The sequence below is a fragment of the uncultured Abiotrophia sp. genome (assembly GCF_963520105.1).
Taxonomy (GTDB): Bacteria; Bacillota; Bacilli; order Lactobacillales; family Aerococcaceae; genus Abiotrophia.
Genome location: NZ_CAUQPN010000001.1, coordinates 63,998 through 86,755, shown reverse-complemented (window position 1 = coordinate 86,755; position 22,758 = coordinate 63,998). Strand labels below are relative to the sequence as shown.

Annotated in this window: 25 protein-coding genes and 1 tRNA gene; all 26 read right to left on the bottom strand. The window is 46.2% G+C overall.

The window, feature by feature from the left end; all coding sequences use genetic code 11:
- Positions 1–52: 52 nt before the first annotated feature.
- The 26 genes from RWO08_RS00395 to RWO08_RS00270 all read right to left on the bottom strand — a co-directional run bounded on the left by RWO08_RS00395 (position 53) and on the right by RWO08_RS00270 (position 22,756).
- Positions 53–1,120: a hypothetical protein gene (locus tag RWO08_RS00395; RefSeq protein ID WP_314210981.1), complete on the bottom strand. Its 1,068-nt coding sequence runs from the start codon at positions 1,118–1,120 to the stop codon at positions 53–55.
- Complete coding sequence (locus RWO08_RS00390; RefSeq protein ID WP_314210980.1) at positions 1,107–3,581, bottom strand: phosphoenolpyruvate synthase; 2,475 nt, start codon at positions 3,579–3,581, stop codon at positions 1,107–1,109. Before RWO08_RS00390 ends, RWO08_RS00395 begins: the two co-directional genes overlap by 14 nt.
- A complete protein-coding gene (locus RWO08_RS00385; protein WP_291427859.1) occupies positions 3,581–4,480 on the bottom strand; it encodes a UbiA family prenyltransferase in 900 nt (299 codons plus the stop codon). Before RWO08_RS00385 ends, RWO08_RS00390 begins: the two co-directional genes overlap by 1 nt.
- On the bottom strand, positions 4,473–5,336 hold the full coding sequence (locus RWO08_RS00380) for a phosphatidylserine decarboxylase (protein ID WP_291427861.1): 864 nt from the start codon (positions 5,334–5,336) through the stop codon (positions 4,473–4,475). Before RWO08_RS00380 ends, RWO08_RS00385 begins: the two co-directional genes overlap by 8 nt.
- Positions 5,329–5,958 carry a phosphatidylcholine/phosphatidylserine synthase gene (locus tag RWO08_RS00375; protein WP_070756562.1) on the bottom strand — a complete coding sequence of 210 codons (630 nt, stop codon included), beginning with the start codon at positions 5,956–5,958 and terminating at the stop codon, positions 5,329–5,331. Before RWO08_RS00375 ends, RWO08_RS00380 begins: the two co-directional genes overlap by 8 nt.
- Positions 5,948–8,440, bottom strand: a complete 2,493-nt coding sequence (locus tag RWO08_RS00370; protein ID WP_314210979.1) for a PEP/pyruvate-binding domain-containing protein — start codon at positions 8,438–8,440, stop codon at positions 5,948–5,950. Before RWO08_RS00370 ends, RWO08_RS00375 begins: the two co-directional genes overlap by 11 nt.
- Positions 8,441–8,450: 10 nt before the next feature.
- Positions 8,451–9,041 carry a CDP-archaeol synthase gene (locus RWO08_RS00365; protein WP_306486105.1) on the bottom strand — a complete coding sequence of 197 codons (591 nt, stop codon included), beginning with the start codon at positions 9,039–9,041 and terminating at the stop codon, positions 8,451–8,453.
- A gap of 496 nt (positions 9,042–9,537) precedes the next feature.
- Positions 9,538–9,927 carry a GtrA family protein gene (locus tag RWO08_RS00360; RefSeq protein WP_180363300.1) on the bottom strand — a complete coding sequence of 130 codons (390 nt, stop codon included), beginning with the start codon at positions 9,925–9,927 and terminating at the stop codon, positions 9,538–9,540.
- Positions 9,927–11,000 (bottom strand): ABC transporter substrate-binding protein, encoded by a 1,074-nt coding sequence (locus tag RWO08_RS00355; protein ID WP_314210978.1) that lies wholly within the window; start codon positions 10,998–11,000, stop codon positions 9,927–9,929. The genes RWO08_RS00360 and RWO08_RS00355 overlap by 1 nt, the downstream gene beginning before the upstream one ends.
- On the bottom strand, positions 10,993–11,820 hold the full coding sequence (locus RWO08_RS00350) for an ABC transporter permease (protein WP_314210977.1): 828 nt from the start codon (positions 11,818–11,820) through the stop codon (positions 10,993–10,995). Before RWO08_RS00350 ends, RWO08_RS00355 begins: the two co-directional genes overlap by 8 nt.
- Positions 11,813–12,631, bottom strand: coding sequence for an ABC transporter permease (locus RWO08_RS00345; protein ID WP_023391131.1), 819 nt, complete (start codon positions 12,629–12,631; stop codon positions 11,813–11,815). Before RWO08_RS00345 ends, RWO08_RS00350 begins: the two co-directional genes overlap by 8 nt.
- A 10-nt stretch (positions 12,632–12,641) precedes the next feature.
- Entirely contained in the window at positions 12,642–13,733 is a 1,092-nt protein-coding gene (locus RWO08_RS00340; RefSeq protein ID WP_268442018.1) for an ABC transporter ATP-binding protein, read from the bottom strand.
- A gap of 195 nt (positions 13,734–13,928) precedes the next feature.
- Positions 13,929–14,001, bottom strand: a tRNA-Lys gene (locus RWO08_RS00335).
- A 164-nt stretch (positions 14,002–14,165) separates the two neighbouring features.
- Entirely contained in the window at positions 14,166–14,762 is a 597-nt protein-coding gene (clpP, locus tag RWO08_RS00330; protein ID WP_023391133.1) for an ATP-dependent Clp endopeptidase proteolytic subunit ClpP, read from the bottom strand.
- Between the two features lie 168 nt (positions 14,763–14,930).
- A complete protein-coding gene (gene rpmF / locus RWO08_RS00325; protein ID WP_083316332.1) occupies positions 14,931–15,110 on the bottom strand; it encodes a 50S ribosomal protein L32 in 180 nt (59 codons plus the stop codon).
- Positions 15,111–15,148: 38 nt separating this feature from the next.
- On the bottom strand, positions 15,149–15,700 hold the full coding sequence (locus tag RWO08_RS00320) for a YceD family protein (protein WP_314210976.1): 552 nt from the start codon (positions 15,698–15,700) through the stop codon (positions 15,149–15,151).
- Positions 15,701–15,799: 99 nt separating this feature from the next.
- Positions 15,800–16,963, bottom strand: coding sequence for a nucleotidyltransferase family protein (locus RWO08_RS00315; protein WP_314210975.1), 1,164 nt, complete (start codon positions 16,961–16,963; stop codon positions 15,800–15,802).
- A gap of 24 nt (positions 16,964–16,987) precedes the next feature.
- Entirely contained in the window at positions 16,988–17,728 is a 741-nt protein-coding gene (locus RWO08_RS00310) for a class I SAM-dependent methyltransferase (protein WP_314210974.1), read from the bottom strand.
- A complete protein-coding gene (gene rsfS / locus RWO08_RS00305) occupies positions 17,725–18,090 on the bottom strand; it encodes a ribosome silencing factor (RefSeq protein ID WP_070756552.1) in 366 nt (121 codons plus the stop codon). Before rsfS ends, RWO08_RS00310 begins: the two co-directional genes overlap by 4 nt.
- 9 nt (positions 18,091–18,099) lie before the next feature.
- Entirely contained in the window at positions 18,100–18,678 is a 579-nt protein-coding gene (gene yqeK / locus RWO08_RS00300) for a bis(5'-nucleosyl)-tetraphosphatase (symmetrical) YqeK (protein ID WP_314210973.1), read from the bottom strand.
- A 12-nt stretch (positions 18,679–18,690) separates the two neighbouring features.
- Complete coding sequence (gene nadD / locus RWO08_RS00295) at positions 18,691–19,347, bottom strand: nicotinate-nucleotide adenylyltransferase (RefSeq protein ID WP_306486101.1); 657 nt, start codon at positions 19,345–19,347, stop codon at positions 18,691–18,693.
- Positions 19,348–19,400: 53 nt separating this feature from the next.
- Entirely contained in the window at positions 19,401–19,718 is a 318-nt protein-coding gene (gene yhbY, locus RWO08_RS00290) for a ribosome assembly RNA-binding protein YhbY (protein ID WP_306486100.1), read from the bottom strand.
- Between the two features lie 22 nt (positions 19,719–19,740).
- Positions 19,741–20,853, bottom strand: a complete 1,113-nt coding sequence (gene yqeH / locus RWO08_RS00285; RefSeq protein WP_306486099.1) for a ribosome biogenesis GTPase YqeH — start codon at positions 20,851–20,853, stop codon at positions 19,741–19,743.
- Positions 20,846–21,370 carry a YqeG family HAD IIIA-type phosphatase gene (locus RWO08_RS00280; protein WP_291429209.1) on the bottom strand — a complete coding sequence of 175 codons (525 nt, stop codon included), beginning with the start codon at positions 21,368–21,370 and terminating at the stop codon, positions 20,846–20,848. The genes yqeH and RWO08_RS00280 overlap by 8 nt, the downstream gene beginning before the upstream one ends.
- 162 nt (positions 21,371–21,532) lie before the next feature.
- Positions 21,533–21,760 carry a YkuJ family protein gene (locus RWO08_RS00275; protein WP_023391144.1) on the bottom strand — a complete coding sequence of 76 codons (228 nt, stop codon included), beginning with the start codon at positions 21,758–21,760 and terminating at the stop codon, positions 21,533–21,535.
- Between the two features lie 126 nt (positions 21,761–21,886).
- Positions 21,887–22,756, bottom strand: coding sequence for an NAD(P)-dependent oxidoreductase (locus RWO08_RS00270; RefSeq protein ID WP_314210972.1), 870 nt, complete (start codon positions 22,754–22,756; stop codon positions 21,887–21,889).
- Positions 22,757–22,758 lie beyond the last annotated feature (2 nt).

Below are 22,758 nucleotides of genomic sequence, written 5' to 3'. Positions count from 1 at the left end.
TCTATTTAAAACCATGTAAAAAGCTCGCACTTATCTCAAGTGCGAGCTTTTTTTATAGTAAGAGTTGATAGAGTCCATAAGTATGGCTAGTTCCCTGTAAGTCAGCAGCATAGTGACGTGTCAGTGTATGCTGATGTATTAAGGCGCCAACGGCAGAAGCCCCTCTAGCTTGAGCTTCCTTAAAAATTGGGTAGCTCAGTGCTGACCCCAAACCCAAATACTGCGGATCTACTCCTAGGTAGAGTATGATGTAGCGTTTGGCTCGATGCTTAATCCAAAGCAATTTGGCTAAAGTAAATAAATTTAACTTTTGATAAACCAAGGCTCCATAGTCTGGCATGGTAATCAGAAAACCCACTAGCTTTTCCTCCTGATAGGCCAACTTAACCATAGAAAAATCCAGAATAAAACGATACTTCTCGAAGATAGCACTAAATTGCCTCCCCTGCAAGGAACGGTAAATAGGAAAATCTCGGTAAAGTCGATTCAAGAGTTCAAACACTTGTAAGGACACCTCAGTCCAATCCGACTTGTGGGGGGATCGAATCTTAATCCCTGCTGCTAAGGCAGCCTCATAACGCTTAGCTAGTTTGGCTTCCTGGGTAGTGGGACTTACCTTAGGATAGAAATTAGACAGATAGCTTTCGGTCAGTTTGAATCCCGCTGCCTCCCAGAGCTTGGGGTAATAAGCCGGCTGATGGGGCTCGCCAGTAAAAGGTAAGTCCTCATGGCCAGATAGCTGCATGCGATAGCCTAACCAAAAACTAGCCTGAACAGGGCCAATGAGTTTTTCAGCCCCTAAGTTGCGGGCCTGTTCAGCTATGTAAGCTATAAACTGCTTGGTCATGTCCACATCATCTAAGGACTCAAAATAGCCTAAGAAGCAAGTGCCATCGACTGGATAATAAGTCAGCAAGCCTCGAATCTGAACTTGCTGGTCTTGGTAACCGGCAAAGGCTCTCACTTCTATTTCCGGGCTAAGTGGATGGGTCCCACTAATCAGACTTTCTTCCTCTTCAGGTGACTGCATTAAGTGCCCCTTTCCGTAAAGTTTCTGCGGCAAGGCTAGAAAGTCGACTAGCTCCGGCGAATGAGGCTGCACAGCTTTAATGGTCAGCATGGTCCGCCTCCTCCAAAATGGTTACTTGGCCGCTTAAGCCATCCATCTCAATCCAATCCCCACTTTTCAGCAATTGCGTAGCACCCCGCACATTCACAACTGATGGAATGCCTAGCTCACGCGAAATAATGGCTGTATGAGACAGGAGGGATCCTTGCTCAGCGATGACCCCTTGGGCTTGAGTTAAGAGATAGACCCACCCTGGATCTGTCATTCTGGTTACCATAATCTTACCTTGAGCAGATTCAATGGCTTGAACATCGTCCACTACTAGCACTTGGCCCTTAACTCGACCAGGCGAGCAACCAATCCCTTGAAGGTGTTCTGCCCGACTCAATTGGCTACGTGCCTGCCCTGAAAATCGCACAAACTTCTCAAATACTTGACCCAAGAAAACATAGCGGCTGAAGTTTGGTAAGGTCCTGTCACCCGCTAGCTTGGCACGTCTTTCTGCAATCAGGTCCGATACTGAGTGTGGCTGTCTGGCCAATTCAAAGATTTCTTCCTTGGTCAGATAGAAGATGTCTTCTTCTGTCTCTAAATAGCCTTGCTTGGCAAGTTGCGCCCCAATGGCTCGAAAAATCATCCGCATCATCCCATAAATCCGTGTCCGATTTAGTCTTGAGCTTTCTCGGTACTTAACGCCAGTCATAGCGCGACGGCGTAAAAAGCTCGTCCACCAACTCCTTGGTCGATTGCTTGCGGCACTTGAGGCTTTTAGGTCAGGAGCGTCTTGCTGGCACATTTGAACCAACAAGGATAAGAGGCCTTGTGGATGGGTACGGAAGGTCGGTGTTTCTAGTTTCAGTTCTTCGGGTGCCCGGTCACCAAATTCTTGGATAAAATCTAGGATCTTGGCTACTAAGGGATCTTGTCGATTTAAAAAGTCTGCTGCATCTTCATTTTCTAGTGTCTGACGAAGAGCTTGGTTGTTGGGATGCTTGAGCTCCTCAACTAAGTCCTGAAGGGCTAGCGCCGGCCGCATACTTTCAATCTGTTCAATACCGGCGATTTCTGCCTGAACATCTTGTCCATGACGCGACTTTTTCAATAAACCCGTATAGACAAAGGCATAAAGATCATTAATCAAGGTAATATCCCAATGTGCTAGAATCTCATCCTTAAGCTGTACAACTAGAGCTATCAACTGCTCTAAATCCGCATCTGGCGAGAAGCGCTCTTGAAAGACTGCTTGAATCCGGATGAATTCCTGTTCTAGCTGGGCCATTTGCTTAGGCGCAGTGAAAAACTCACGCACGATTCGGCCCATAATCTTAAGTCGTTTCCAAGGCGAGAGATGGACCGGCATGGCCGGTACTTCCGTCTCCCTCACACCCAGCATATCTTGCCAGATAGGAATAATCTTTTTAGAGAAAGGCAACAATTGCAGAAGCTGGTACCAACTTTGAATTTGATAGTAGACTCGACTATTGACTGGACAGAGCATATTCTGGAAGGTCGGCTCATAGGCAGCCAATTCAGCTGCCTCCTTGCCCACCAACCTTTGAGCCAAGCCACGGAATATACTCGCATAGGCTTCTTGAATAAAACTGATAGTTAAGGGTGTAGAGAGACCTGGATAGCTCTCCACAATATTACTATTATCCAGAATGATTTGCTTGCCTTGTGGCAAAGTAGTAATGGGACGAGCCTGTAAGATGTAGAGCCGGTCTCCTTGGAAGGTAAACTCCAAATCCAGATAGGGGCCAAAAAGCGCCATGGCTTGCTGGGCTAAGGATTCTAGGTCCCCTAATTGACTAGTTGTTAAACTTGGGGCGCCTGGCTCTTGTTCCGTATAGGATAGCTGATCTGCCGGATGATAAGTCACCATGCTAGTAGGCACCTTATCTTCTACAATTTGATCACCTAATCCCTGTCCCACAACCACAATGTGCTCGTTGAGAATTCCCTTAGGGTTGGCTGTAAAATAAACACCAGATAAATCTCCCTTAATCATGACTTGAACCAAACAGTTCATCTGAGCTTCCGGCAGGCTAATCCCTTGCTTAAAGAGATAAGCTAGAGCGGATACCTGATAGAGGGACAAGAAAGTATGCTCTAGAGACTGGGGTAAGTGGTCGATTGGGACATCTAGATGGCTTTCAAATTGCCCGGCAAAAGATGAGACGGCACCGTCTTCAATGCTAGCAGATGAACGAACTGCCAAACGCACCTGACCAGATGGGAAAGTTTGCTTGGCCCAGCTCAGCACAGGACTTAAATCTTCCTTAGCAAAACTCTCTTTAGCCCAAGCCAGTAGTTCTTGACTCAGCTGATCCAAACTTAGATTACCCGCCTGATAGGCTGCTTCCTGACTAGCCAGGAAATCCATGCTGTCCGCTTGATCAAAACAGTCAAAGGCAAAGACAGCAAAACTAGGAACTGGTAGCCCAGCTTTGGTCATTTCCATGAGGTGGTAGGCTTTCCCTCCCACTTTCTGGGGATCATAGACTTGTTTCATTAGAAGACTCCCATCAAGAGGTAGACAGCTACTGAGACGACCATGGTGGTCTCAGTAATATAGGTATAACGCTCAACTCTTTCCCGGATATTGAAGAGGGTTGGGTCCTTAATGAACTGTTCGAACTGAACCGTCATCCAGATAACATTAAGCACCAAGACCACGACCCCTACATGAGAAATATTCCAGAGCAGAAGGAAGTTGGTCATAATATCCAGAATAGTGACTATTTCGATGAAACGGGTAGCCTTCTTATAACCGAAGAGCTTGGAGTAAGTCACATATTCTGTCTCATCTTTTGGTGCTCGAATCTTACGACAGACTTCCCAAATCAAGCTTGGGAAGTACATGGTGAAGGCCAAGAGGACGGTCGGAACTGACAATAGGGGCAGATTGTACTTATAACATACGAAGGAAATAGTATAAAGATTCAGAATCATCATGACCGGATTATGGGTCACCAAGGCTAAAGGCAATGAATTCTGAATTTTATCTCGCTTAAAGAACCAGAAAGACATCAAGGTTCCGTAGATATAGAGGAAGAGGAACCAAAAGATATTATTCATGAAGAAGATATTCAACATAACAGAGACCGTGACGATAAAGGCTAAGGCGATAGCCAAGTCCTTTTTCTTGACCCGCCCTGACGGCAAAGCCCGATGGGGGAAGAGTCGTTGGTCGGTCTCATAGTCCTTGAAGTCATCTGCAATGCGTAAAATCATCAAGAATACAAAAATGGTGAAAATCCCAATCAATTCTTGATGGTTGAAATTAAAGCTGGTCACCCCGTCATTTAACAAGAGGACAAAATAAATCTCGAAAAACATAATGGCTGCCACGATAAAACGCGACCCCAGCGGAAACATTTCCTTATAATAAATCGCTAAACGCTTAAACATGTTTAACACCTATCCTTTCACCCATTCTGACCTGGCTTTCGATACCTAAGTCTGAGTAATATCTAATATCTTGGTCCAGCTCAATACGATTTGCTGGATATAGTACGACGATAGTGGACCCACCTAAGCCAAAGTAGCCCTTCTCCTGGCCTCTGACTAGGTAAGTTTGATGATGGTTATAAATTCGACCGACTAGCAGTGCACCAATTTCCATCTGGAGAACTGGCCCCTCTTCTGTCTCAATCAGACAGTAATGCCGGCTATTCTCACGATAAATCAAACGCTGGGCTTGGGCTACTTCCCTTACACTATGCAACTTGCCCTTGATGCTTTTCTGATGGGTAATTACCCCAGATTCAATGGCTAAATAGCGATGCAAGTCTTCGACCCCTAGACGGAATACTAAGGCTAGCCCACCTTGGAAGGACTGCGCTAGTTGGTCATCTTCCAATAATTCTGCCAAATCATAGCTTTGGCCCTTTAAGACCAAACTTAAGTCTTCATGAATATCAAAAACTTGTAATTTGGCGTCGGCTACGGCCAATACTTCCCCTTCTGGACAGACAGGGCGTAAGTCTGGCTGAATTTTTCGCTGGAAAAAGGCTGCAAAGTGGGGATAGGTCCCCTCTTGGTAGTCAGCCAGAGACAGGTCATAGGTCTCTAGGAACTTTCTTACCTTAGCTTTTGACCAAGGCAAGTAATCACTTAGGGTCAGCAGATAGGAGATGCTAGGCCGTGTCAACAGAGGGAGGAGCCATCGCCCCCATCTAGTCTGGTAGAGGCGATTAACCAAGCCTTCTTGATAGACCACAGGCTCTATGACCCGACCACTTTGACGCTGGTAGACCTTAACCATAAGGCAATACCCAAAGCCCGATTAGACTAAGAATCGCTAATAAGGCAAAAGCCAGATAAGCCTTCTTGTTAGGCTTAGGAATGGGCTGATTCCAGACGAATAGGCCGCTTAAGAGAAAGGCTAATCCCAACCAAAGCCAAGTATAGAGTCCAGGCGCCAGCCATTGACCTAATAGATAGCTTAAGGGAAAGCACAAGGCGCCATAAGTAACGGGAACCCCGACAAAATATTGCCCACTGCCCTCATCATGCTTGGCCAAGCGATTAAAGTGGCCCAAGCGCGTCACGGCTGCTAGCACATAGATAATAGCTGGCAAGAGATTGGCAGGTCCAAGGGCTAGCTGAGACATGAGAAGAAAAGCTGGCAGGGCAGCAAAGCTAATCATGTCGCAGAGTGAATCAATTTCAATGCCAAAACGTTCCTGTTCAGGTGTCCGTGGTAAGCGTCTAGCCACTACGCCGTCGAAGAGATCACAAATTCCACTAAGGATAAAGGCCATCATGGCCAGCCGGACCTGCCCTTGTAAGATCCAATAGATAGCTACTAAAGCAAAGGTTGCTCCCAAGTAAGTAAGTATGACCGACTTATCATACTCTCCAATCAAATAGTTTTTAATCTTCATGTAGATGAATCTTTCCTTTCTCTGCATCTAGCGTGACTAGCATGCCCGTTTTGAGCCTCTTGCTTGCTTCTTGGACACAAACCAGAGCCGGAATACCACATTCACGGGCCACAATGGAGGCATGACAGAGTACCCCGCCCGTCTCCGTAATCAGGCCTCCCAAGATGCCAAAGACATAGCTCCAACCCGTATCGGTATAAGCTGTCACTAAAATCTCACCCGGTTGAATGCTAGCTATATCTGCCAAGTCTAAAATCACGCGCACTCGCCCCGTGACCTGACCACTGCTAGCAGGCATACCACTCAAGTAAGCCTCTCGACTGCCTTGTGGGAGCGGTTGGAAATTACCTTCTGTTAAATCTCCTAGCGCCTGACATTTATCATAGGACTGGCAATAATGGCGATCCTGTTTGACTAGTTGCTGTATGTCAATACTTCTATCTTTGTCATTCATGAAGGCTAAGAGATCCCATTTGGTCAGATAGAAGATATCCTCCACTTGCTCTAGGTAGCCTTGTTTAAGATAGGCTCGACCCAAAGCTAGACTAACTTGCCGAATCAGGTGGTAGGCATGCGTTGAGCAATCCTTAAATTCTTCTCGCCACCACAATAAGTGACGTAAGGAGGTAGCAATCTCCTTAATCTTGCGGCTTTGACGTCCTGTCAGGCCACTAGGTAGCCCTTGATCCTTATGCTGTCTGACCAGAGACTTTTGCGCCTTATCATAATAGACATCGTCAAGAACTAGGCGTTGGATTAGTTCAAAAATTTGTTTAGGTTCTTCCATATAACTCGGCACTCTCAAGTCCAGTTCCCGCCTTGAATGATGGCCAAACTTAGCCATAAAATCAGCTAAGGCCTTAAAATCATCCCGCTGCCCTTCCTGCTGTGCAAGTTCTAATAAGCCTGGCACTGTTTGCTGCGTCCAATCGTTTTTTATCAGAGGCCGACTTCGAATCATACTAGCTAAGGCTAGCATTTCTTCTAAAGGCTGGGTATGGGAAATATTACCTAGGTCTGCAATCAATTGAAAGAACTGGTCTTGGCTTAACCATTTGAGTAGCCGTGTCTTTTGCATGGAGAGTTGGACCGTATTGATGTAGGCTTGCCAGAAATAAGTCTGCTCCGTTTTCCTGTAGCAGTCTAAGACGACTTGACGCCAGAGGGTCTCAACTTGTTCCAAGGGCGTTTCGTAACTTAGGATTGCAATCTCGGACTCTAGCTGCTTAAAGTTGTCCTGTAAATTAGTTAAGTTTTCAGGAGCTGCTTTCATGAACTTTTTGGTAAGGCTTTGTGTCTTCCAAGCCACCTTGATGAAGCGTGTCAGAAGACCCAAACTTAACTGACTTCGGTATCCTCTACCCTCGTAATCCTTATTAACCCCTAGCTCATCATCGAAATCCCGTTCAATGTAACCAGGAATTTGCTGCATGGCTACTTTGACTACCCCTAAATTCCAGTAGGGACGAGCATGGTGCCGGCGCATCAAGTCCGGCATAGGACCACTAGGGGCTAAGTCAATGGCCTCCAAGAAGCTCGACAAGGACTCTTGCCAAGCATCAAAGTAGAGACTCCACATGAGATTAGGGCAGGATTGGGCTGCCACACCGCCATCGCGAAAATTAGCTGTCGTCCAACGCCCTTGGCTGACTCGAGTAGGCAGCGTCGTCATAGGGCGAGCCTGAACTAGATAGACTTGGTCACCGCAGGCACACCACTCAACATCCATAGGGCGACCAAAGTGGGCGCTAATAAGCATGGCTTGTTCATGAAGTCTGGCCAGTAGGGCTTGAGATAGACCACTGGCTGCAGCTTGCTTCAAATCCGGCTCATACCAGGCTAAGCTTAATCGTTCCGGATTCACGCGACCACTGACTAACTGCTCTCCCGCTCCCGCTACATACTCAATCAGCATCTCTTGGTCTTGATTGGATTCAGGGTTCAAGGTGAAGTAGACCCCACTATAATCAGGCTGACATTGCTCCTGGATTAAAATGGCTAAGCCAAAGTCCTGCCAGGATTTCTCTTGCCGATGCCAATAAGCAAGGGCTTGAGGTTTAAGTAATGACAAGATGCAAGCTTTAATCCCAGCTGCAATTGATGACATGGTCTGGCAATCTGATATCGAGTCATATTGACCGGCAAAAGAAGTTGTCGCCTGGTCCTCCAAGAGAGCACTACTGCGAACAATATAGGTTTTACCGTCCTCTATAAAAATCTCCATAGCTGCCTCCCATTTAGCAGGCAGATTCTGACTTTCTAACTGGTCTTGCGCCACTTTTCGATCTAACTTGAGCCACTTTTCCCAATCTAGTCTTGGGCTAGCTAATTCCGGCCAGCAATCAGCTAGCCAGGTCATAACTTGCTCGGCTGATAGAATAAGTCCATTTGGCACTGGAAGATTGAGCTGCCTCAAACTCAAAAGATGATTAATTTTCCCCCCATAGCTTGGGGTCTGTTTGGCTTGGTAGAGTGTATCCATCTTATTACTCCTATAATCGATTTTGCCTTAATTTCGCTAGATATAGTAGACGATTAACTCCTAAGTGGGTCAATGTCCCTACAAGCAATAGGCCAATGATTTGTGCCCAATTTAAGGAAATATAAAGGTGCAAGACCAAGAGAATCCCGATTAAGGAATCAATCTGATCCAGCAAAATAAAGGGATACTTCCAAGCATCCTTAGCGGTCTTACCTGGTGAAATATCTAGGCGACGCTTGAGATAAGAATTAGGTAATTCAAAAACCACATAGGCCAAGCCCAAAAGGATACCTAGCGGAAAGTTAGTTGCCAGCTTATTTGGATAATGAGCATAAATCAAATGGAGTTTCTCTAAATCCGGCTGACACGCCAGAAAATAGGCCCAAATTAGTTGAGCAAGCAAACCCCAGAACACCATCCCCCAGAAACCCTTCCAAGTCTTATTGGCTCCAAAAAGACGACGACCGTCCCCTAATAGGCGCCCAGCATCAATGGGTTGGTTGACTGAGTCTAATAGGGAAGATTTACAAAATATCATATTAGCAATACCTGCCAATATGACTGGCATAAGGGTCAGATAAAGAGAGAGAATCATTGACATGCTGCGTCATTCCTTTGAACTAATATAAGAACCAAACTTGCCGCATAAAAAGTAGCTAGTAGCCCGTCTCCTTGAAGAGAAGATATAATGAGCAATATGCAAAAAGAAGCTAGGTCCCCCCAGCCTCCGCAATCGCTACTTAGACCTTGTCCCCCTTGGAAGAGCAGCAAGCTAGTCTACGCTGACTATGTCTTGGCTTGCCAATCTTCTTTCAAAATAAGAGGAGGGTCTGACTTATTATTTCTATAGTATACCATCAACTCTATAATGAAAACAATATAGAACTCATATTTCTTACCTTGCTTATAAGCTAAATAGCCTATATTATAGGGGTTTGAAGCTAATTACTGTGATAATTTAGATTGGTATTTCATTATATATAGATCTATAAAAAGGACTTTTATTATCAGCTAGCGCAAATACTAACTTAGCATGCTTAATCCCTAGCCTTTCCCCCACAAAAAAAGCTAACATCCTGAGATGTCAGCTTGATACTTTATTTTTCTAGCAAGAGTTTGCGAGTCAGGAAGTTGAAGACCATGACAATAGCTGTCACCGCCACCTTAGCTGGCATGACCGGCCAATGCATGGCATCGACTGCCACCCACATGAGTCCAGCTGTAAGAGCTAAACCCAGTAAGCTTAAGATTAGAAAGAGCAAAAACTCTTGATGTTTTTGTTCCGGGCTAAACTTGCTTTCGAAGGTGAAACGCATGCTTGCCCAGTAATTGAAGATGGTAGCTAGGACAAAGGCGATGAGGACTGCTAACTGATAATGCCAGCCCAGGATACCATTGAGACCATAGACGATAGCAAAGTCAATGAGTGTTGAGAGGCCACCGACCACCAAAAAGCTCAAAATTTGAGTCGATAATCTGGTTTTCACTATTTAGCCTCAATCTTGACCTCTAAGAAATGGTCATTGTATTCAACGAGTTTGGATTGACCCAAGCCCTTATAAACTTCTAAGCGAGCAATGAGTTCATCGTCAGGGTAAAAAGCAGTGTCTTGCGTGACCTCTTCAGGCAACTGCTCCATCGCAGTCTTGTTGGGAGTTGCATAGCCAATATACTCGGCATTACGTGCTGCCACATCAGGGCGCAAGAGGAAGTTAATCAAGGCATAGGCTCCTTCCACATTTCGCGCCGTCTTAGGAATAACAATATTATCAAACCAGATGTTGGAACCTTCCTTAGGTACTGTATAAGCTAACTTAGGGTTACGTTCCAAGGCAGTCTTGGCTTCCCCTGAGAAGGTAATACCGACGCCCGTTTCACCTTGAGATAAATACATCTTAATCTCATCCGACACCATAGCCCGGATGTTCGGCATTAATTGCTTGAGCTTAACTGTCGCCAACTCAAGCGCTAAATCATCCGTTTCATTGAGGGAGTAGCCCAAGGATTGGAGGCCTATCCCCATTACCTCACGCGCGCCATCATAAATCAGAATGTCATTACGCAATTCTGGTCGCCAGAGATCATTCCATGACTGGAAGTCTTCTTCGCTGTATTTGCTGGTGTCATACACAATCCCAAGTGTGCCCCAGAAGTAAGGAACAGAATACTTGTTACCCGGGTCGAAGTCTAGGTTCAAGAAACGTTGATCCAGATGCTGTAAGTTGCTGAGTTTGCTATGATCCAAAGGCAAGATCATTCCGTCCTTCATCATTTCCTGAATCATGTACTCACTAGGAACCGTGATATCATAAGGTGTTCCACCTTGACGGATTTTAGCCATCATGGCCTCATTGGAATCGAAAGTCTCATAGATGACCTTGTAGCCTGTCTCAGCTTCAAATTCCTTGAGCAATTCTGGGTCGATATAGTCGCCCCAGTTATAGAAGTTAATAACTTTGTCACCAGTATAGCCTTCTGCATGTTCCAACTGATAGCGAACACCGAAGAGGACAGCACTAATAGCCAGAATCGCTAGAATCCCTTGAACAATCTTACGCACGTCGACTGCCTCCCTTCTGTGCCTTAGCCATACGATTGAGTCGGCGTTGTTCCCCTGTTTGGATGAAGTAATAACCGATTACCAAAATCAAACTCATGATAAACATCAAAGTTGAGATGGCGTTGATTTCAAGGCTAATACCGCGACGTGCACGCGAGTAGATTTCAACTGATAAGGTTGAGAAACCATTACCAGCTAAGAAGAAGGTGACTGCAAAGTCATCGAGAGAATAGGTAAAGGCCATAAAGAAGCCGGCCATAATCCCTGACGCGATGCTTGGCAAGACTACTCGAGTCAAGACTTGGAAGTAGTTAGCCCCTAAGTCCTGAGCAGCCGTCACCATGGTATCATTCATTTCATAGAGACGCGGTAGTACCATTAGGACTACAATTGGGACGTTGAAGGCAATGTGAGCCAAGAGAACACTGAAGAAACCTAATTGAATGGCCAAGAGACTGAAGAGAATGAGGAAACTTGCCCCAATCATAACGTCAGGCGTTACCATCAGAATATTGTTAAGGTTCAGTACTAACTGACGTTTGGATTTCTGTCTCAAATAGTAAATCATGATTGCCCCTAAAGTCCCAATGGCGGTTGCCAACAAGGCTGATAAGAGGGCTAAAATGAAGGTGTTGAGGATAAAAATCATAAGACGGGTATCGCCAAAGACCTTGGTATAGTGGTCTAAAGTAAAGCCAGTAAAACTATTCATATCCCCTCCTGCATTAAAGGAGTAGAAAATCAAATAGAAAATTGGCAAGTAGAGAACGGCGAACATAAACCAGAGATATAGGTTAGAAAACTTAAAAATCTTATTCATGAGTCATAGCCCCCTTATCCTTACGGTCGCGGGTTAAGTACATGACTAGCACCATGAGCACCATGAGGACTACCCCAATGGTGGAACCCATGCCTCGGTTCTGAGTGACCATGAAGTGTTGTTCAACGGCTGTCCCCAAGGTAATGACCCGGTTCCCACCGATGAGACGAGTCAACATGAAGAGGGACAAGGACGGAATAAAGACTGCCTGAATCCCTGAACGCACGCCGGGCATAGACAGTGGGAAGACAACGCGACGAAGGGTTGCCCATTTTGAGGCCCCTAGGTCTGAAGATGCTTCCATCAAGGAATGTGGAATCTCCGTAATAGAATTATAAATAGGCATAATCATAAATGGCAATTCGATATAACCAGCTACCAAGAGAAAGGCCGCATCGGTAAAGAGTAACTGCTTAGGTCCAATCCCCATAAAGGTCAGGAATTGGTTGACTGAGCCAGTCTGACTCAAGAGGCCGATGAAGGCATAAGCCTTAAGCAAGAGGTTAATCCAGGTTGGCAGCAAGACCAAAAGCATCCAGAGCTGACGGTGCTTGGTTTTGCTAAGCAGATAGGCCATAGGATAGCTAAGAGCTAGCGTAATGATGGTCAAGAGCCCAGCATAGATAAAGGAGTTCATAGTCATCTTGATATAGTTAATAGAAGAAAAATACTCAGCATAGTTGGCCAAGGTAAAGTTCCCATGAATATCAAAGAAGGAAGAACCCAAAACTAAGACCAAGGGTAAAATAACGAAGAGACCTAGCCAGAGATAATAAGGAATGGCATAGAGATGGTTATACTTGCGGTTCATAGGCCCCCTCCTAGTCTTCGTACTGTTCTAGGCGGGCATCGAAATCTTCTTCCGACTCATTGAAGCGCATTACGTGGATGGCATCTGGTTCAAAGAAGAGACCTACTTTGGACCCAGCGGTTACCTTCTTAGTGGTATGAATCATCCACTCGTTGCCATCTTCGTCATAGGCGATGACTTCGTTGAAGACGCCACGGAAAAGCATGGTATCGACGGTCGCAATCAGCTTGCCCTTTTCAGGCGTTGTGACATCGATATCTTCGGGGCGGATAACAATCTCAACCATTTCACCAGCTGGAATACCCGCATCCTCACAGTCAAAGACCTTACCAACAAATTCTACGCGGTAATCTTCAATCATGCGGGCATCCACAATGTTAGATTCACCGATAAAGTCGGCAACATAGTGGTTAATTGGTTCATCGTAAATGTCTACTGGGGTCCCTGATTGGATAATTTCCCCGTTATTCATGACAAAAATCCAGTCGGACATGGCAAGCGCTTCTTCCTGGTCATGAGTGACGAAAACGAAGGTAATGCCTAGTCGACGTTGCAGTTCACGCAATTCGTACTGCATATCGGTACGTAACTTCAAGTCCAAAGCTGATAGAGGCTCATCTAGCAAGAGCACTTCTGGCTCATTTACCAAGGCACGGGCGATAGCCACACGTTGTCGCTGACCCCCAGACATTTCAGAGATTGCACGATTCTCATAACCTGAGAGTCGGACCATCTTGAGGGCTTCCGTTACCTTTTCCTTGATTGTTGCCTTATCTACCTTTTTAACAGATAGACCGAAGGCAATATTGTCGTAAACATTCATATGAGGGAAGAGGGCATAGTCTTGAAAGACTGTATTGACCTTCCGTTGATTGGCAGGCACGTCTGTGACCGGCTCACCATCCAAATAAACCTGACCACTAGTGGCCGAAGAAAAGCCTGCGATAATTCGTAAGATAGTTGTCTTACCGCAGCCAGAGGGACCTAATAAGGTATAGAACTTGCCTTTTTCAAGCTCCATATCAATCGACTTTAAGACTTGCTGGTCATCATAAGACTTAGTAACGCCTTTGAGAACCACGCTGTGTTGCGTTTTATTCATTACATTGCTCCTGTTGCCCCCATAGGGGTTATTTTTTCGACAATTATTGACTCCTTTTGGGTAGTTTTTTTGCCATGAGGGGACCCCTCACTGAGTTTGATTATAGCAGTTATGGTAGGGAATTACAATGTAAAAAACTGAGACTAAACTCAGCCCGAAAAAAGAAAAAACTCGCCTATCAAAAGGCGAGTGCAATGGGGGTATAGGGACTCGAACCCTAGACCCAATGATTAAGAGTCATTTGCTCTACCAACTGAGCTATACCCCCGTAAAGCTTAAATAGCTTACTTCATTATCTTACACCTGTTTTCAGCAAATTTCAAGTCCTAAAGTCAAGAAAATACGGAAAAATCCTCTAGCTTTTCCCTAGCCTATACGTAGCCGCCTAGATACAGAATAGCGCCTGCCCTAATGGGCAAGCGCTGCTTGAAATTATTTTTTGAGATTCTTAGAATTGGTCATGATGGCATCAACCAGGCCATATTTAACCGCCTCTTCAGCTGACATGTAGTTGTCGCGATCTGTATCGCGGGCAATAACCTTAAGGGTTTGACCAGTACGTTCGGCCAAAATCTTGTTAAGCGTATCGCGAGTCTTCAAAATATGCTTTGCGGCAATTTCAATTTCGGTCGCTTGACCTTGGGCTCCACCTAAAGGTTGGTGAATCATCACTTCTGCGTTAGGTAAAGCATAGCGTTTGCCCTTTTCCCCTGCCGCTAGAAGGAAAGCCCCCATAGAAGCCGCCATCCCGATTACGATAGTTTGTACATCGGCATTGATGAAGTTCATAGTATCGAAGATAGCTAAACCGGCAGAGACACTCCCACCTGGTGAATTAATATAGAGATAAATGTCCTTGTCAGGATCTTGGGCATCCAAGAATAAGAGTTGGGCAATTACACTGTTAGCCACCGCATCATCAATAGGACCGGATAACATGACAATACGGTCTTTTAAGAGTCGTGAATAAATATCGTAGGCGCGTTCGCCACGTGACGATTGTTCAATGACTGTAGGAATTAAGTTCATTCCCTTTCCTCCTTCGGATTCGGCTCTGAGCCGATTACTACTGTCTCAGTATACCCTTTTGGTCAATAAAGGTCAAGCAGGATGCTCCTGCATCAGCCCTGCTAGGCAAGCGACAAGGGCAAAAGAAAAAAGCCATCCGCTTGGATGACTTCCTCATCATTACTATAATTAAGCTTCCTTGGCTACGACTTGTTTGCCGTCGTAGTAACCACAGTTTGAGCATACACGGTGACTTAAACGTAATTCACCACACTCAGGACAAGGGTTCATTCCTGGAACAACTAATTTGAAATGGGTACGACGTCTGTTTTTACGTGCTTTTGAAGTTCTTCTCTTTGGTACTGCCATGGTTTACACCTCCTGAAAAATTTGTGGAATGAATAAGATTACTCATCCGCATTGGCTTCGTTTAATAGAGCTCTTAGACTAGCAAAGCGTGGGTCCCCTGCTTCCGATGACTGACGTTCTAGACTTGCTAGATAATCCATCTCCGTCAACACAGCCCAATCCTTGCCACTTGGTAATGCAGCCGTCTCTTCCTCTTCACCAACGACACGCATTGGGAGATTCAACAGTAAGGCATCGATGACTGCTAACTCGAGGTCGATATAATCGTGTTCGAGCACAATTGTCGTCTCCTCGTACTCATCGGCATTCGCATCATATTCCGGCATCACATAGCGTTCGTCAATCGGAACTTGTAAATGAACCGGTACAGGTTCTAAGCTGCGAGTTGATGGCAATGTCATCACTGTACTTGCGGTACAATGCAAGAATATTTCCTGTCCATGAGCAACGAAATAACCTGTTACTTGAACGGGAGTTAAATGGAGAATTGACGGTTCCATCGCTTGCACCTTGGCCGCCACATCCAATTCGACATCGAAGTGGAGTAGCTCTTCCTTGTGGTCGCGAATTTTACGTAAGGTCCATTTCATCTAATATCACCTCTAAAACGACTCTTGTATTATACTTAAATTTTAGGGTCCTGTCAATCGTTTCTGGCCCCTTTTGATCCTAGCTTTCTAATTTTTTTGTCAAAGAAAGCTGAGAACTTGTTTAGGTTGGACTTGTGACTGAATCTGTCCTCCCGGGCGTAACTGGTAGATGGCGTCCGCAACTAAATTCCAGCCATAATCCTTCTCATAAGCAGGTTTATATTGGCTAAAGACACTTAAATCCTCTCGCTTACGCCAGGCCCCCAGCCAAGGTCGCCCCGCTTGAGAGGCATCTAGCAATCTGAAGGCTTGGGGTGTCGTTTCCTGGTTAAAGGCAGTCACTGCTGTCTGAGGAATTTGCAAGAGAATGGCCATGGAAACTCGCTGAATGGCAGCTTGGGTCCAACGCTTGGAAATCATGGCTTGACGCCAGTCCTCCCATTTCTCCTTAAACTCAGCTTGAGACTTAAGGCGATTGGCTAAACCTTCTTTGACACCGGCTATTTGCTCTAGAGAAGCCAGAGGTTGGGACAGTAACTGATAGCGCAGGTAAGGCCAGTAGGCTGACCAAGGTGCATCCAGTTCAGGACTAAGCTGGCCCTGGAGGCCAGCTGCTAAATCTGCCGTTATTTCCTGGCCCTGGCGAAAGGCTTGGCGAATAGCAGACCCACTCAGAACAGGTTGCCCATCCTCAGTTTCCTGCAAGCGAGGCAGGCTCAGCACCTGACAATCAGGGGCTAGCTGAGCGAGTGTCTTAAGATACTGAAGCCCCAGCTGGTGATTGGCCTGCCAAGGCGCTAAATCCGACCAATCAGCCAGGGACTGAATAGCCACTTGATAGGCTGCTGGGTAGGCTAACCCAGTCTTGAGCGCATCTTGAATGCCCTTGTCGATATGAGCCTGATGCTGAGCTTCCCAAGCTAAGAAGTCCTTAAGCTGAGCAATCTGGGCACTTTCTGTTCCAAAGACAATCCGCTCCACACCTAACTTGGCTAAGATAGCCATCCCATGTCGACCAAAGTAATCCGCTGACTGCAAACTTGCTAGGGTCGGCAATTCAATCACTAAATCAGCCCCCGCGGCTACTGCAGCCTGAGCCCGATGCCATTTGTCTATGATGGCAAACTCACCGCGTTGGACCACATTACCGCTCATCAAAACCAGAATCTGGTCCTGAGGAAAGTGTTGCTTGACCCAGTCCAGTTGGTAGGCATGACCCCGATGTAGGGGATTATACTCCGCCAAAATTCCTATCAGGGCCATGGTCTAGCCTCCTTTCCTGACTCTTTACTTACTAGCACGGAAGAACCAACGGTCAGCCGTCTGCCCTTCCTGATAATAGGCCTGGCCGAAGTCCACTAGTACTTCTACCTGGCTAAAGCCAGCTTCTCTCAGCGCTGACTGGTACCAAGCTAAGGGATAGGTTCTTTCTTCTAAGTTGACGTCTGTCCTTTGATAATGGCTCCCGACTTGTTCAAAGACTGTCAGATAGTGTTGGACACTTAATTGATCCAAGTCCGACTCACTATCCCACAACAAGGCATAGCGGTCGTCACTATCAAAGTAAGAAAAACCATCAAAATTCTCAATTTGTTGCGGCGACCAAACGTCAAACAAAAGTTGCCCCCCTGGAGCCAATCGCCCAAATAACTCTTTCAAGGCTTTGGCCACCTGGTCAGGGCCTTCTAAGAAACAAAGCGAGTCAGCATAGCAGGTGATAAGATCATAATCTTGGTCTAAGGCACTTAAGTCCAATAGATCTGCTACCAGATAGGCTGAATTCTCACTGTTGCCTGGCTCTTCCTTGGCTACCTTAATCATGGCCGGGTCGTAGTCAAATCCTAAGATTTGGCCACAGAAAGGGGCCAAAAGCTGAGTGAACCAGCCCGTCCCACAGGCAGCATCTAAAACCTTGCCTGGCGCTTGATCCCGGCTGGTCAATGTAAAGTCTAACCAGCGCTCATAGATTTCTAAATCATTGAAGTGGTCGTAGACATGAGCTATTTGACTGAAGTTACCGGCGCTCATTGAGCACTAACCCAGGCGCTGACATCCACTAATGGCGCGTCACGCCATAATTTTTCTAAATTGTAGTGGTCGCGTTCAGTGTAATGGAAGACATGGATAATAACTTCTACTAAGTCAATCAGAACCCACTTACCACCGTCTTTACCTTCGACGTTCTTGACTTCAAGGCCTTCCTTGTGGGCTGCCTCTACGACGGAGTCTACAATGGCATCCAATTGTTTATCGTTACGGGCATGTGTGACTACAAAGTAGTCAGCGATAGGGGTCACATTGCGCACATCTAAGGCCACAATGTCTTGGGCTAAACGGTCATCGGCTGCCCGGACGGCTAATTCTAAAATTTCTAAAGCTGTTTTTGTCATAGGTTCCTCCTAAATTCCCTCTTGGCACCAGCGGTTGTAGATTTCTACCGCTCCATCAAAGAGAGTTTTTTCCTTTTCAATTAAATAAGTTAATGTGCGTTTCATTTTGTACCAGCATGCCACGTTCAAATCAGTTGCAGCAAGTTCCCGAGCTACTTCAACTCCTGGAAAATCGCGGCCTGGTTCCATGTAGTCAGCTAGATAAAGAATCTTGCCGATTAAATCAAATTGATACCAGCCCACAGTGTGGCCAGCCACCGCTTCTAGGATGCGACGGTCAGTCACACCATAGCGGTCCAAGAGGATTTGAGCTGCGGCTGGACCATGCAGAATGTTACTGCCCTCTTGACTTAAATCCACTTGCGGCCAAAAAGTCTGAGCCAGGACACGAGCCTGCTCCACATCCAAGTCTTTGGCATAGTCATGAGCTAAAGCTGCAATGCTGACCGCTTCGGCATCCGCTCCATAGCATTCAGCCAATTCAATAGCCGTCTGCTCCACCCTCAGAACGTGCTGATAACGTTTGGGCTTGATACGTTGAGCCAAATCATCTAAGAAGGCCTGACGATTGGTATTCCAATAAGTCATGTCTACCTCCCCCTATGCTCGACCAAAGGCCGTTTTGTAGAGCCCTTGCGCATCAATGTAAGCAGCCACCGCCTCAGGCACCTGATAGCGAATGCTTTGATCACAGAAGACCCGCAAACGAATATCGGTTGAACTGACAGGCAAGGTTGGGGCTTCTACCCAATCAACCGGCCACTCGGTCTCGGGCATAGGCGTCCCGACTGGCTTTTGCGCCACAAATTGGACTAGCTCAGCCAATTGCTCAATCTGATGCCATTTATGTAATTTCTGGGCTCGGTCTGCTCCCATCAGGTAATAGAACTGAGCGTCTGGGAAGAGGCGACGGAAATAACGCATGGTATCGACTGTAAATAACTTATCCCCGTGCAAAAGTTCATAAGGCTGAATTTTGAAGAAGGGATTATCCTGAATGGCCAGTTGTACCATCTTGAGCCGATGAAGGACGGGCACATCTGTCCCCTCTTGCTCGTAGTGACGCTTGGCTACCGGCATGAACCAGACTTCGTCTAATTCCAATTCCTTCCCCACCTGCTCAGCTAGTAACAAATGGCCCAAATGTGGTGGGTTAAAGGCCCCACCCAGTATGCCAATGCGTTTAGGCCCCTGAACCTGCACTTCTTGAGCCAGGCTAGTCAAGGTCTTGCCTAGGGTTTCCGTTTGTGTCATCATGCGATCACCTCTTTGAATGATTGGCTTAAGTCAGCCCAAGTATGGGCATGGTCTTACTTGATTTTCTTAAGATCAGCAGATAATTTCTGATATTTGGCAATATGAGAAGGTCGGTAGAGCACGCCTGTGTGGCCGATAACCTGAACCGCATGGGCATCGAGGGCATAGGCAATCTCTGCCGTCACTTCCCGAATTTCTTCTTCGCTATTCTGCAGGACCTTAAACTTAATTAGTTCCCGCTTTGTCAAGGCCTGATCCACCTGATCAAGGAAAGTTTGGCCTAGACCTTCTTTGCCCATCTGAAAAATTGGTTTTTCGTGATGAGCAATCTTTTTAAGATGGTTAACTTGTTTCTTGTTAAGTGATGTCACTTGCTTGTTCCTCTTGTCTTTCTTAAATAATAGCGTCTCGAACGGTCACTGCTACCCCTTTGGGTACCCAAACCGTCACACGGACAGGCCGATTCACGCTGAACCAACCTAGACCTGAGATGGCCACATCTTGGTCTTGACTGAGGCTTAATTCCTTAGCCACTAGGTCAGGGAAATCAGCAGCTTCTTCTTCGCTAGGTGGGCTTAGTAAGCCGCCTTTGTGTTGGGCATAGAAGGCATCTGCCTTGTCCAACTTGGTACGGTGTAGGTAGCAGTCCTTAGAGACATAATAGGTAAAGGAGGTTCGTTCCCCTTTTTCAAAATCAACTCGTCCAACACCCGCTAAGAAAATTGTCTGACCCGCATTAAGCTGGAAAGTCATAGGTTTGAAAGGCTTACTTGGCAAGAGCTTACGCATGGCCTCCCGAGACAGATAATGGGCTAGTTGGGTTCGGTGGATAATCCCTGGCGTATCAATAATAGCGTGATCAGGCGTCAAGGGAATATGAATCATATCCAAAGTCGTACCTGGATGATTGGAGGTCGTTATAATCTGCCCCTCTCCACCATAATGGGCTAGAAGCTGATTAATCAGCGTAGACTTACCCACATTGGTAACACCCACGATATAAATATTACGGTCATGGATATTGGCTTCAATCAATTCCAGCAGTTCGGTTAGGGTATGGCCCTTATGGGCGCTCCCAAGGATAATATCTTGTGGAAAGAGCCCATTGTCAGCCAAAATGCCTTTGAGCCAATGCTTGACGCGATTCTGACGGGTCACCTTAGGTAGTAAGTCGAATTTATTCCCGAAAACTACAAAAGGTTGGTTGCCAATAAAACGAGCCAAGCCATGGATTAGACTGCCTTCGACATCGAAGATATCTAAGACATTGATAATCAAGGCATCATCATGGGCAATTTCGCTGAGCTTGTCTAGGAAGACTTGGTCAGGAATTTGCAGGTCTTGTAATTCATTGTAGTGGCGCAACTTAAAGCAACGTTGGCAGTAAAATTGCCCTTTTTCTAAGCCCTTAGCTAAGGCAGATGCTGGTAAATAACCGGCCTGTTCAGAATCCTGACTCTGAATGGTAGCCCCACAGCCGATACATTGGTAGTGTTCCTCAGTCAAGTTGATCCCCCCAGTCCCCTTTGCGTTTAATGCCTACTAACTTAAGCGCAAGTCGTTCAATAGCCCGGTTTGCCCAAGTATAGAAGTTATCGTTGCGAGCGATTGGTTTGACCAAGATGCTAGCCATTTTAGCTCGGTTAGCCCCGATAATATCGGTCATGATTTGGTCGCCAATCATGATAGTATTAGCCTGACTAGTTCCCAAGGCATCCAAAGCCAGCTGGAAATTCTTACGGCGAGGTTTGAGTGCGCCGGCCTTGTAGGGAATGCCTAGCGGCTCAGCCACCTTGGCAACTCGCTCCACCTTATTGTTAGATAAGATATAAATCTTAACACCGGCTTGCGTCATACGGCTAATCCAATCTGCCATTTCTTCTGTATAGTTCATATTATTCCAAGCAATGACGGTATTATCTAGGTCAATAATGGCCGCCTCATAGCCCCGCTTGAGCAGGTCTTGGGGCTGGATATCATAGACCGAGTTAATGGTCCAACTTGGCGTTATGTAGCGTTTCATTCACACATTGCTCCTTTAAAGTCTATCACTTCCATTATAGCATAAGAAAGCCCGCTCGTCCTTGATTTCGTCGGCTTTAATCAAACCTTAAGCTTCTACTTGAGGCTAGCAGCAAATTAAAAGAGGCTAGGAGCCATGGCCCTAACCTCTTTGTCTCATTTATTAACCTAACATCTCGAAAATTTCGATTGCTACTAGGTCGATGTCATCGTATTGGAAGACAGACCCAGATTGGTGGTCAGTCAGTTCAAAGGTGTCGCTTTCTTTTACATAAGCAACTTGGCATTTTTCCACGCCTTCAATCTCGAAGCGGCGTACTTCTACATCACTTTCGGTATGGGTCATAGCTTCTAAACGTTGGATAATCCCATTTAATACTGAACTTTTCATAGTTTCACTCCATTCTTAACTCTGCTGCCCATTGCGCTACGATTTCTCGCCATGAGGCAAAGTCTGGACAACATTCCTCAAACTACAATGTTATCATATCTTACTTTCAAGCTAGACGCAAGTTTCTCACTCAGATTGCCACCATAATTTGATGAGTGCCTGAGTCCCATCCTCTTCATGACCCGCTGCACAGAGTTTATCATAGAGTTGCCAAGCCAGACTGGTAGCTGGTAAATCCAAGCCCATAGCCTTTGCCTCATTCAAGGCAATACCTAAATCTTTTTTGAAGTGCTTAGCGAAGAAGCCTGGTGAATAGTCTTGTCGCAAGATACGAGGTGCATAATTGGCCATGGACCAGTTGGATGCACTGCCTGCCCCAACGGTCTCTAAGACCGAATCAAGGCTTAAGCCCGCTGCCTTAGCATAGACCAACATCTCAGTCATCCCCGTCATGGTCCCAGCAATCATGATCTGATTGGCCATCTTAGTGTGTTGACCAGCACCGGGACCACCTTGGCGCTTAATGGTCTTTCCCATCACTTCCAAGTAAGGTAAAACACGCTCATAGCTCGCCTTGGCTCCGCCTACCATAATGGTCAAGCGAGCCTCTCTAGCTCCCAAATCGCCACCTGATACTGGCGCATCTAAGGCTTCAACACCCAGTTCTTGGGCTTTCTCAGCAATTTTAACTGCTAATTGAGGGGTAGATGTGGTCATATCCACGAAACAACTACCCGGATGGGCACCGGCAAAGAGGCCCTCTGGACCAAAATAGGTGCTCTCAACATCCTGAGGATAGCCTACAATCGTAAAAACTAGGTCACAAGCCTGGGCTAGCTCTTTGGGCGTATCCGCCCATCGGGCACCCGCCTGCAACAAGGGCTCCGCCTTAGCTTTTGTCCGTGTATATAAGGCTAGCTGATAACCCGCGCCCATCAAGTGACGCGCCATCGCGGCCCCCATAACACCTAGACCAATAAATCCAACGCTTGCCATCT

What these genes read in the sequence shown, in the direction of transcription:
- RWO08_RS00275 (WP_023391144.1), bottom strand. Translation starts at nt 21,760, where the DNA reads ATGAAAAGTTCAGTATTAAATGGGATTATCCAACGTTTAGAAGCTATG.
- RWO08_RS00270 (WP_314210972.1), bottom strand. Translation starts at nt 22,756, where the DNA reads ATGGCAAGCGTTGGATTTATTGGTCTAGGTGTTATGGGGGCCGCGATG.
- RWO08_RS00380 (WP_291427861.1), bottom strand. Translation starts at nt 5,336, where the DNA reads ATGGTTAAGGTCTACCAGCGTCAAAGTGGTCGGGTCATAGAGCCTGTG.
- RWO08_RS00375 (WP_070756562.1), bottom strand. Translation starts at nt 5,958, where the DNA reads ATGAAGATTAAAAACTATTTGATTGGAGAGTATGATAAGTCGGTCATA.
- RWO08_RS00385 (WP_291427859.1), bottom strand. Translation starts at nt 4,480, where the DNA reads ATGTTTAAGCGTTTAGCGATTTATTATAAGGAAATGTTTCCGCTGGGG.
- rpmF (WP_083316332.1), bottom strand. Translation starts at nt 15,110, where the DNA reads ATGGCAGTACCAAAGAGAAGAACTTCAAAAGCACGTAAAAACAGACGT.
- RWO08_RS00395 (WP_314210981.1), bottom strand. Translation starts at nt 1,120, where the DNA reads ATGCTGACCATTAAAGCTGTGCAGCCTCATTCGCCGGAGCTAGTCGAC.
- RWO08_RS00345 (WP_023391131.1), bottom strand. Translation starts at nt 12,631, where the DNA reads ATGAACCGCAAGTATAACCATCTCTATGCCATTCCTTATTATCTCTGG.
- RWO08_RS00370 (WP_314210979.1), bottom strand. Translation starts at nt 8,440, where the DNA reads ATGGATACACTCTACCAAGCCAAACAGACCCCAAGCTATGGGGGGAAA.
- RWO08_RS00280 (WP_291429209.1), bottom strand. Translation starts at nt 21,370, where the DNA reads ATGAAACGCTACATAACGCCAAGTTGGACCATTAACTCGGTCTATGAT.
- RWO08_RS00315 (WP_314210975.1), bottom strand. Translation starts at nt 16,963, where the DNA reads ATGGCCCTGATAGGAATTTTGGCGGAGTATAATCCCCTACATCGGGGT.
- clpP (WP_023391133.1), bottom strand. Translation starts at nt 14,762, where the DNA reads ATGAACTTAATTCCTACAGTCATTGAACAATCGTCACGTGGCGAACGC.
- RWO08_RS00340 (WP_268442018.1), bottom strand. Translation starts at nt 13,733, where the DNA reads ATGAATAAAACGCAACACAGCGTGGTTCTCAAAGGCGTTACTAAGTCT.
- RWO08_RS00310 (WP_314210974.1), bottom strand. Translation starts at nt 17,728, where the DNA reads ATGAGCGCCGGTAACTTCAGTCAAATAGCTCATGTCTACGACCACTTC.
- RWO08_RS00365 (WP_306486105.1), bottom strand. Translation starts at nt 9,041, where the DNA reads ATGTCAATGATTCTCTCTCTTTATCTGACCCTTATGCCAGTCATATTG.
- RWO08_RS00320 (WP_314210976.1), bottom strand. Translation starts at nt 15,700, where the DNA reads ATGAAATGGACCTTACGTAAAATTCGCGACCACAAGGAAGAGCTACTC.
- RWO08_RS00390 (WP_314210980.1), bottom strand. Translation starts at nt 3,581, where the DNA reads ATGAAACAAGTCTATGATCCCCAGAAAGTGGGAGGGAAAGCCTACCAC.
- RWO08_RS00350 (WP_314210977.1), bottom strand. Translation starts at nt 11,820, where the DNA reads ATGAATAAGATTTTTAAGTTTTCTAACCTATATCTCTGGTTTATGTTC.
- yqeK (WP_314210973.1), bottom strand. Translation starts at nt 18,678, where the DNA reads ATGACTTATTGGAATACCAATCGTCAGGCCTTCTTAGATGATTTGGCT.
- rsfS (WP_070756552.1), bottom strand. Translation starts at nt 18,090, where the DNA reads ATGACAAAAACAGCTTTAGAAATTTTAGAATTAGCCGTCCGGGCAGCC.
- nadD (WP_306486101.1), bottom strand. Translation starts at nt 19,347, where the DNA reads ATGATGACACAAACGGAAACCCTAGGCAAGACCTTGACTAGCCTGGCT.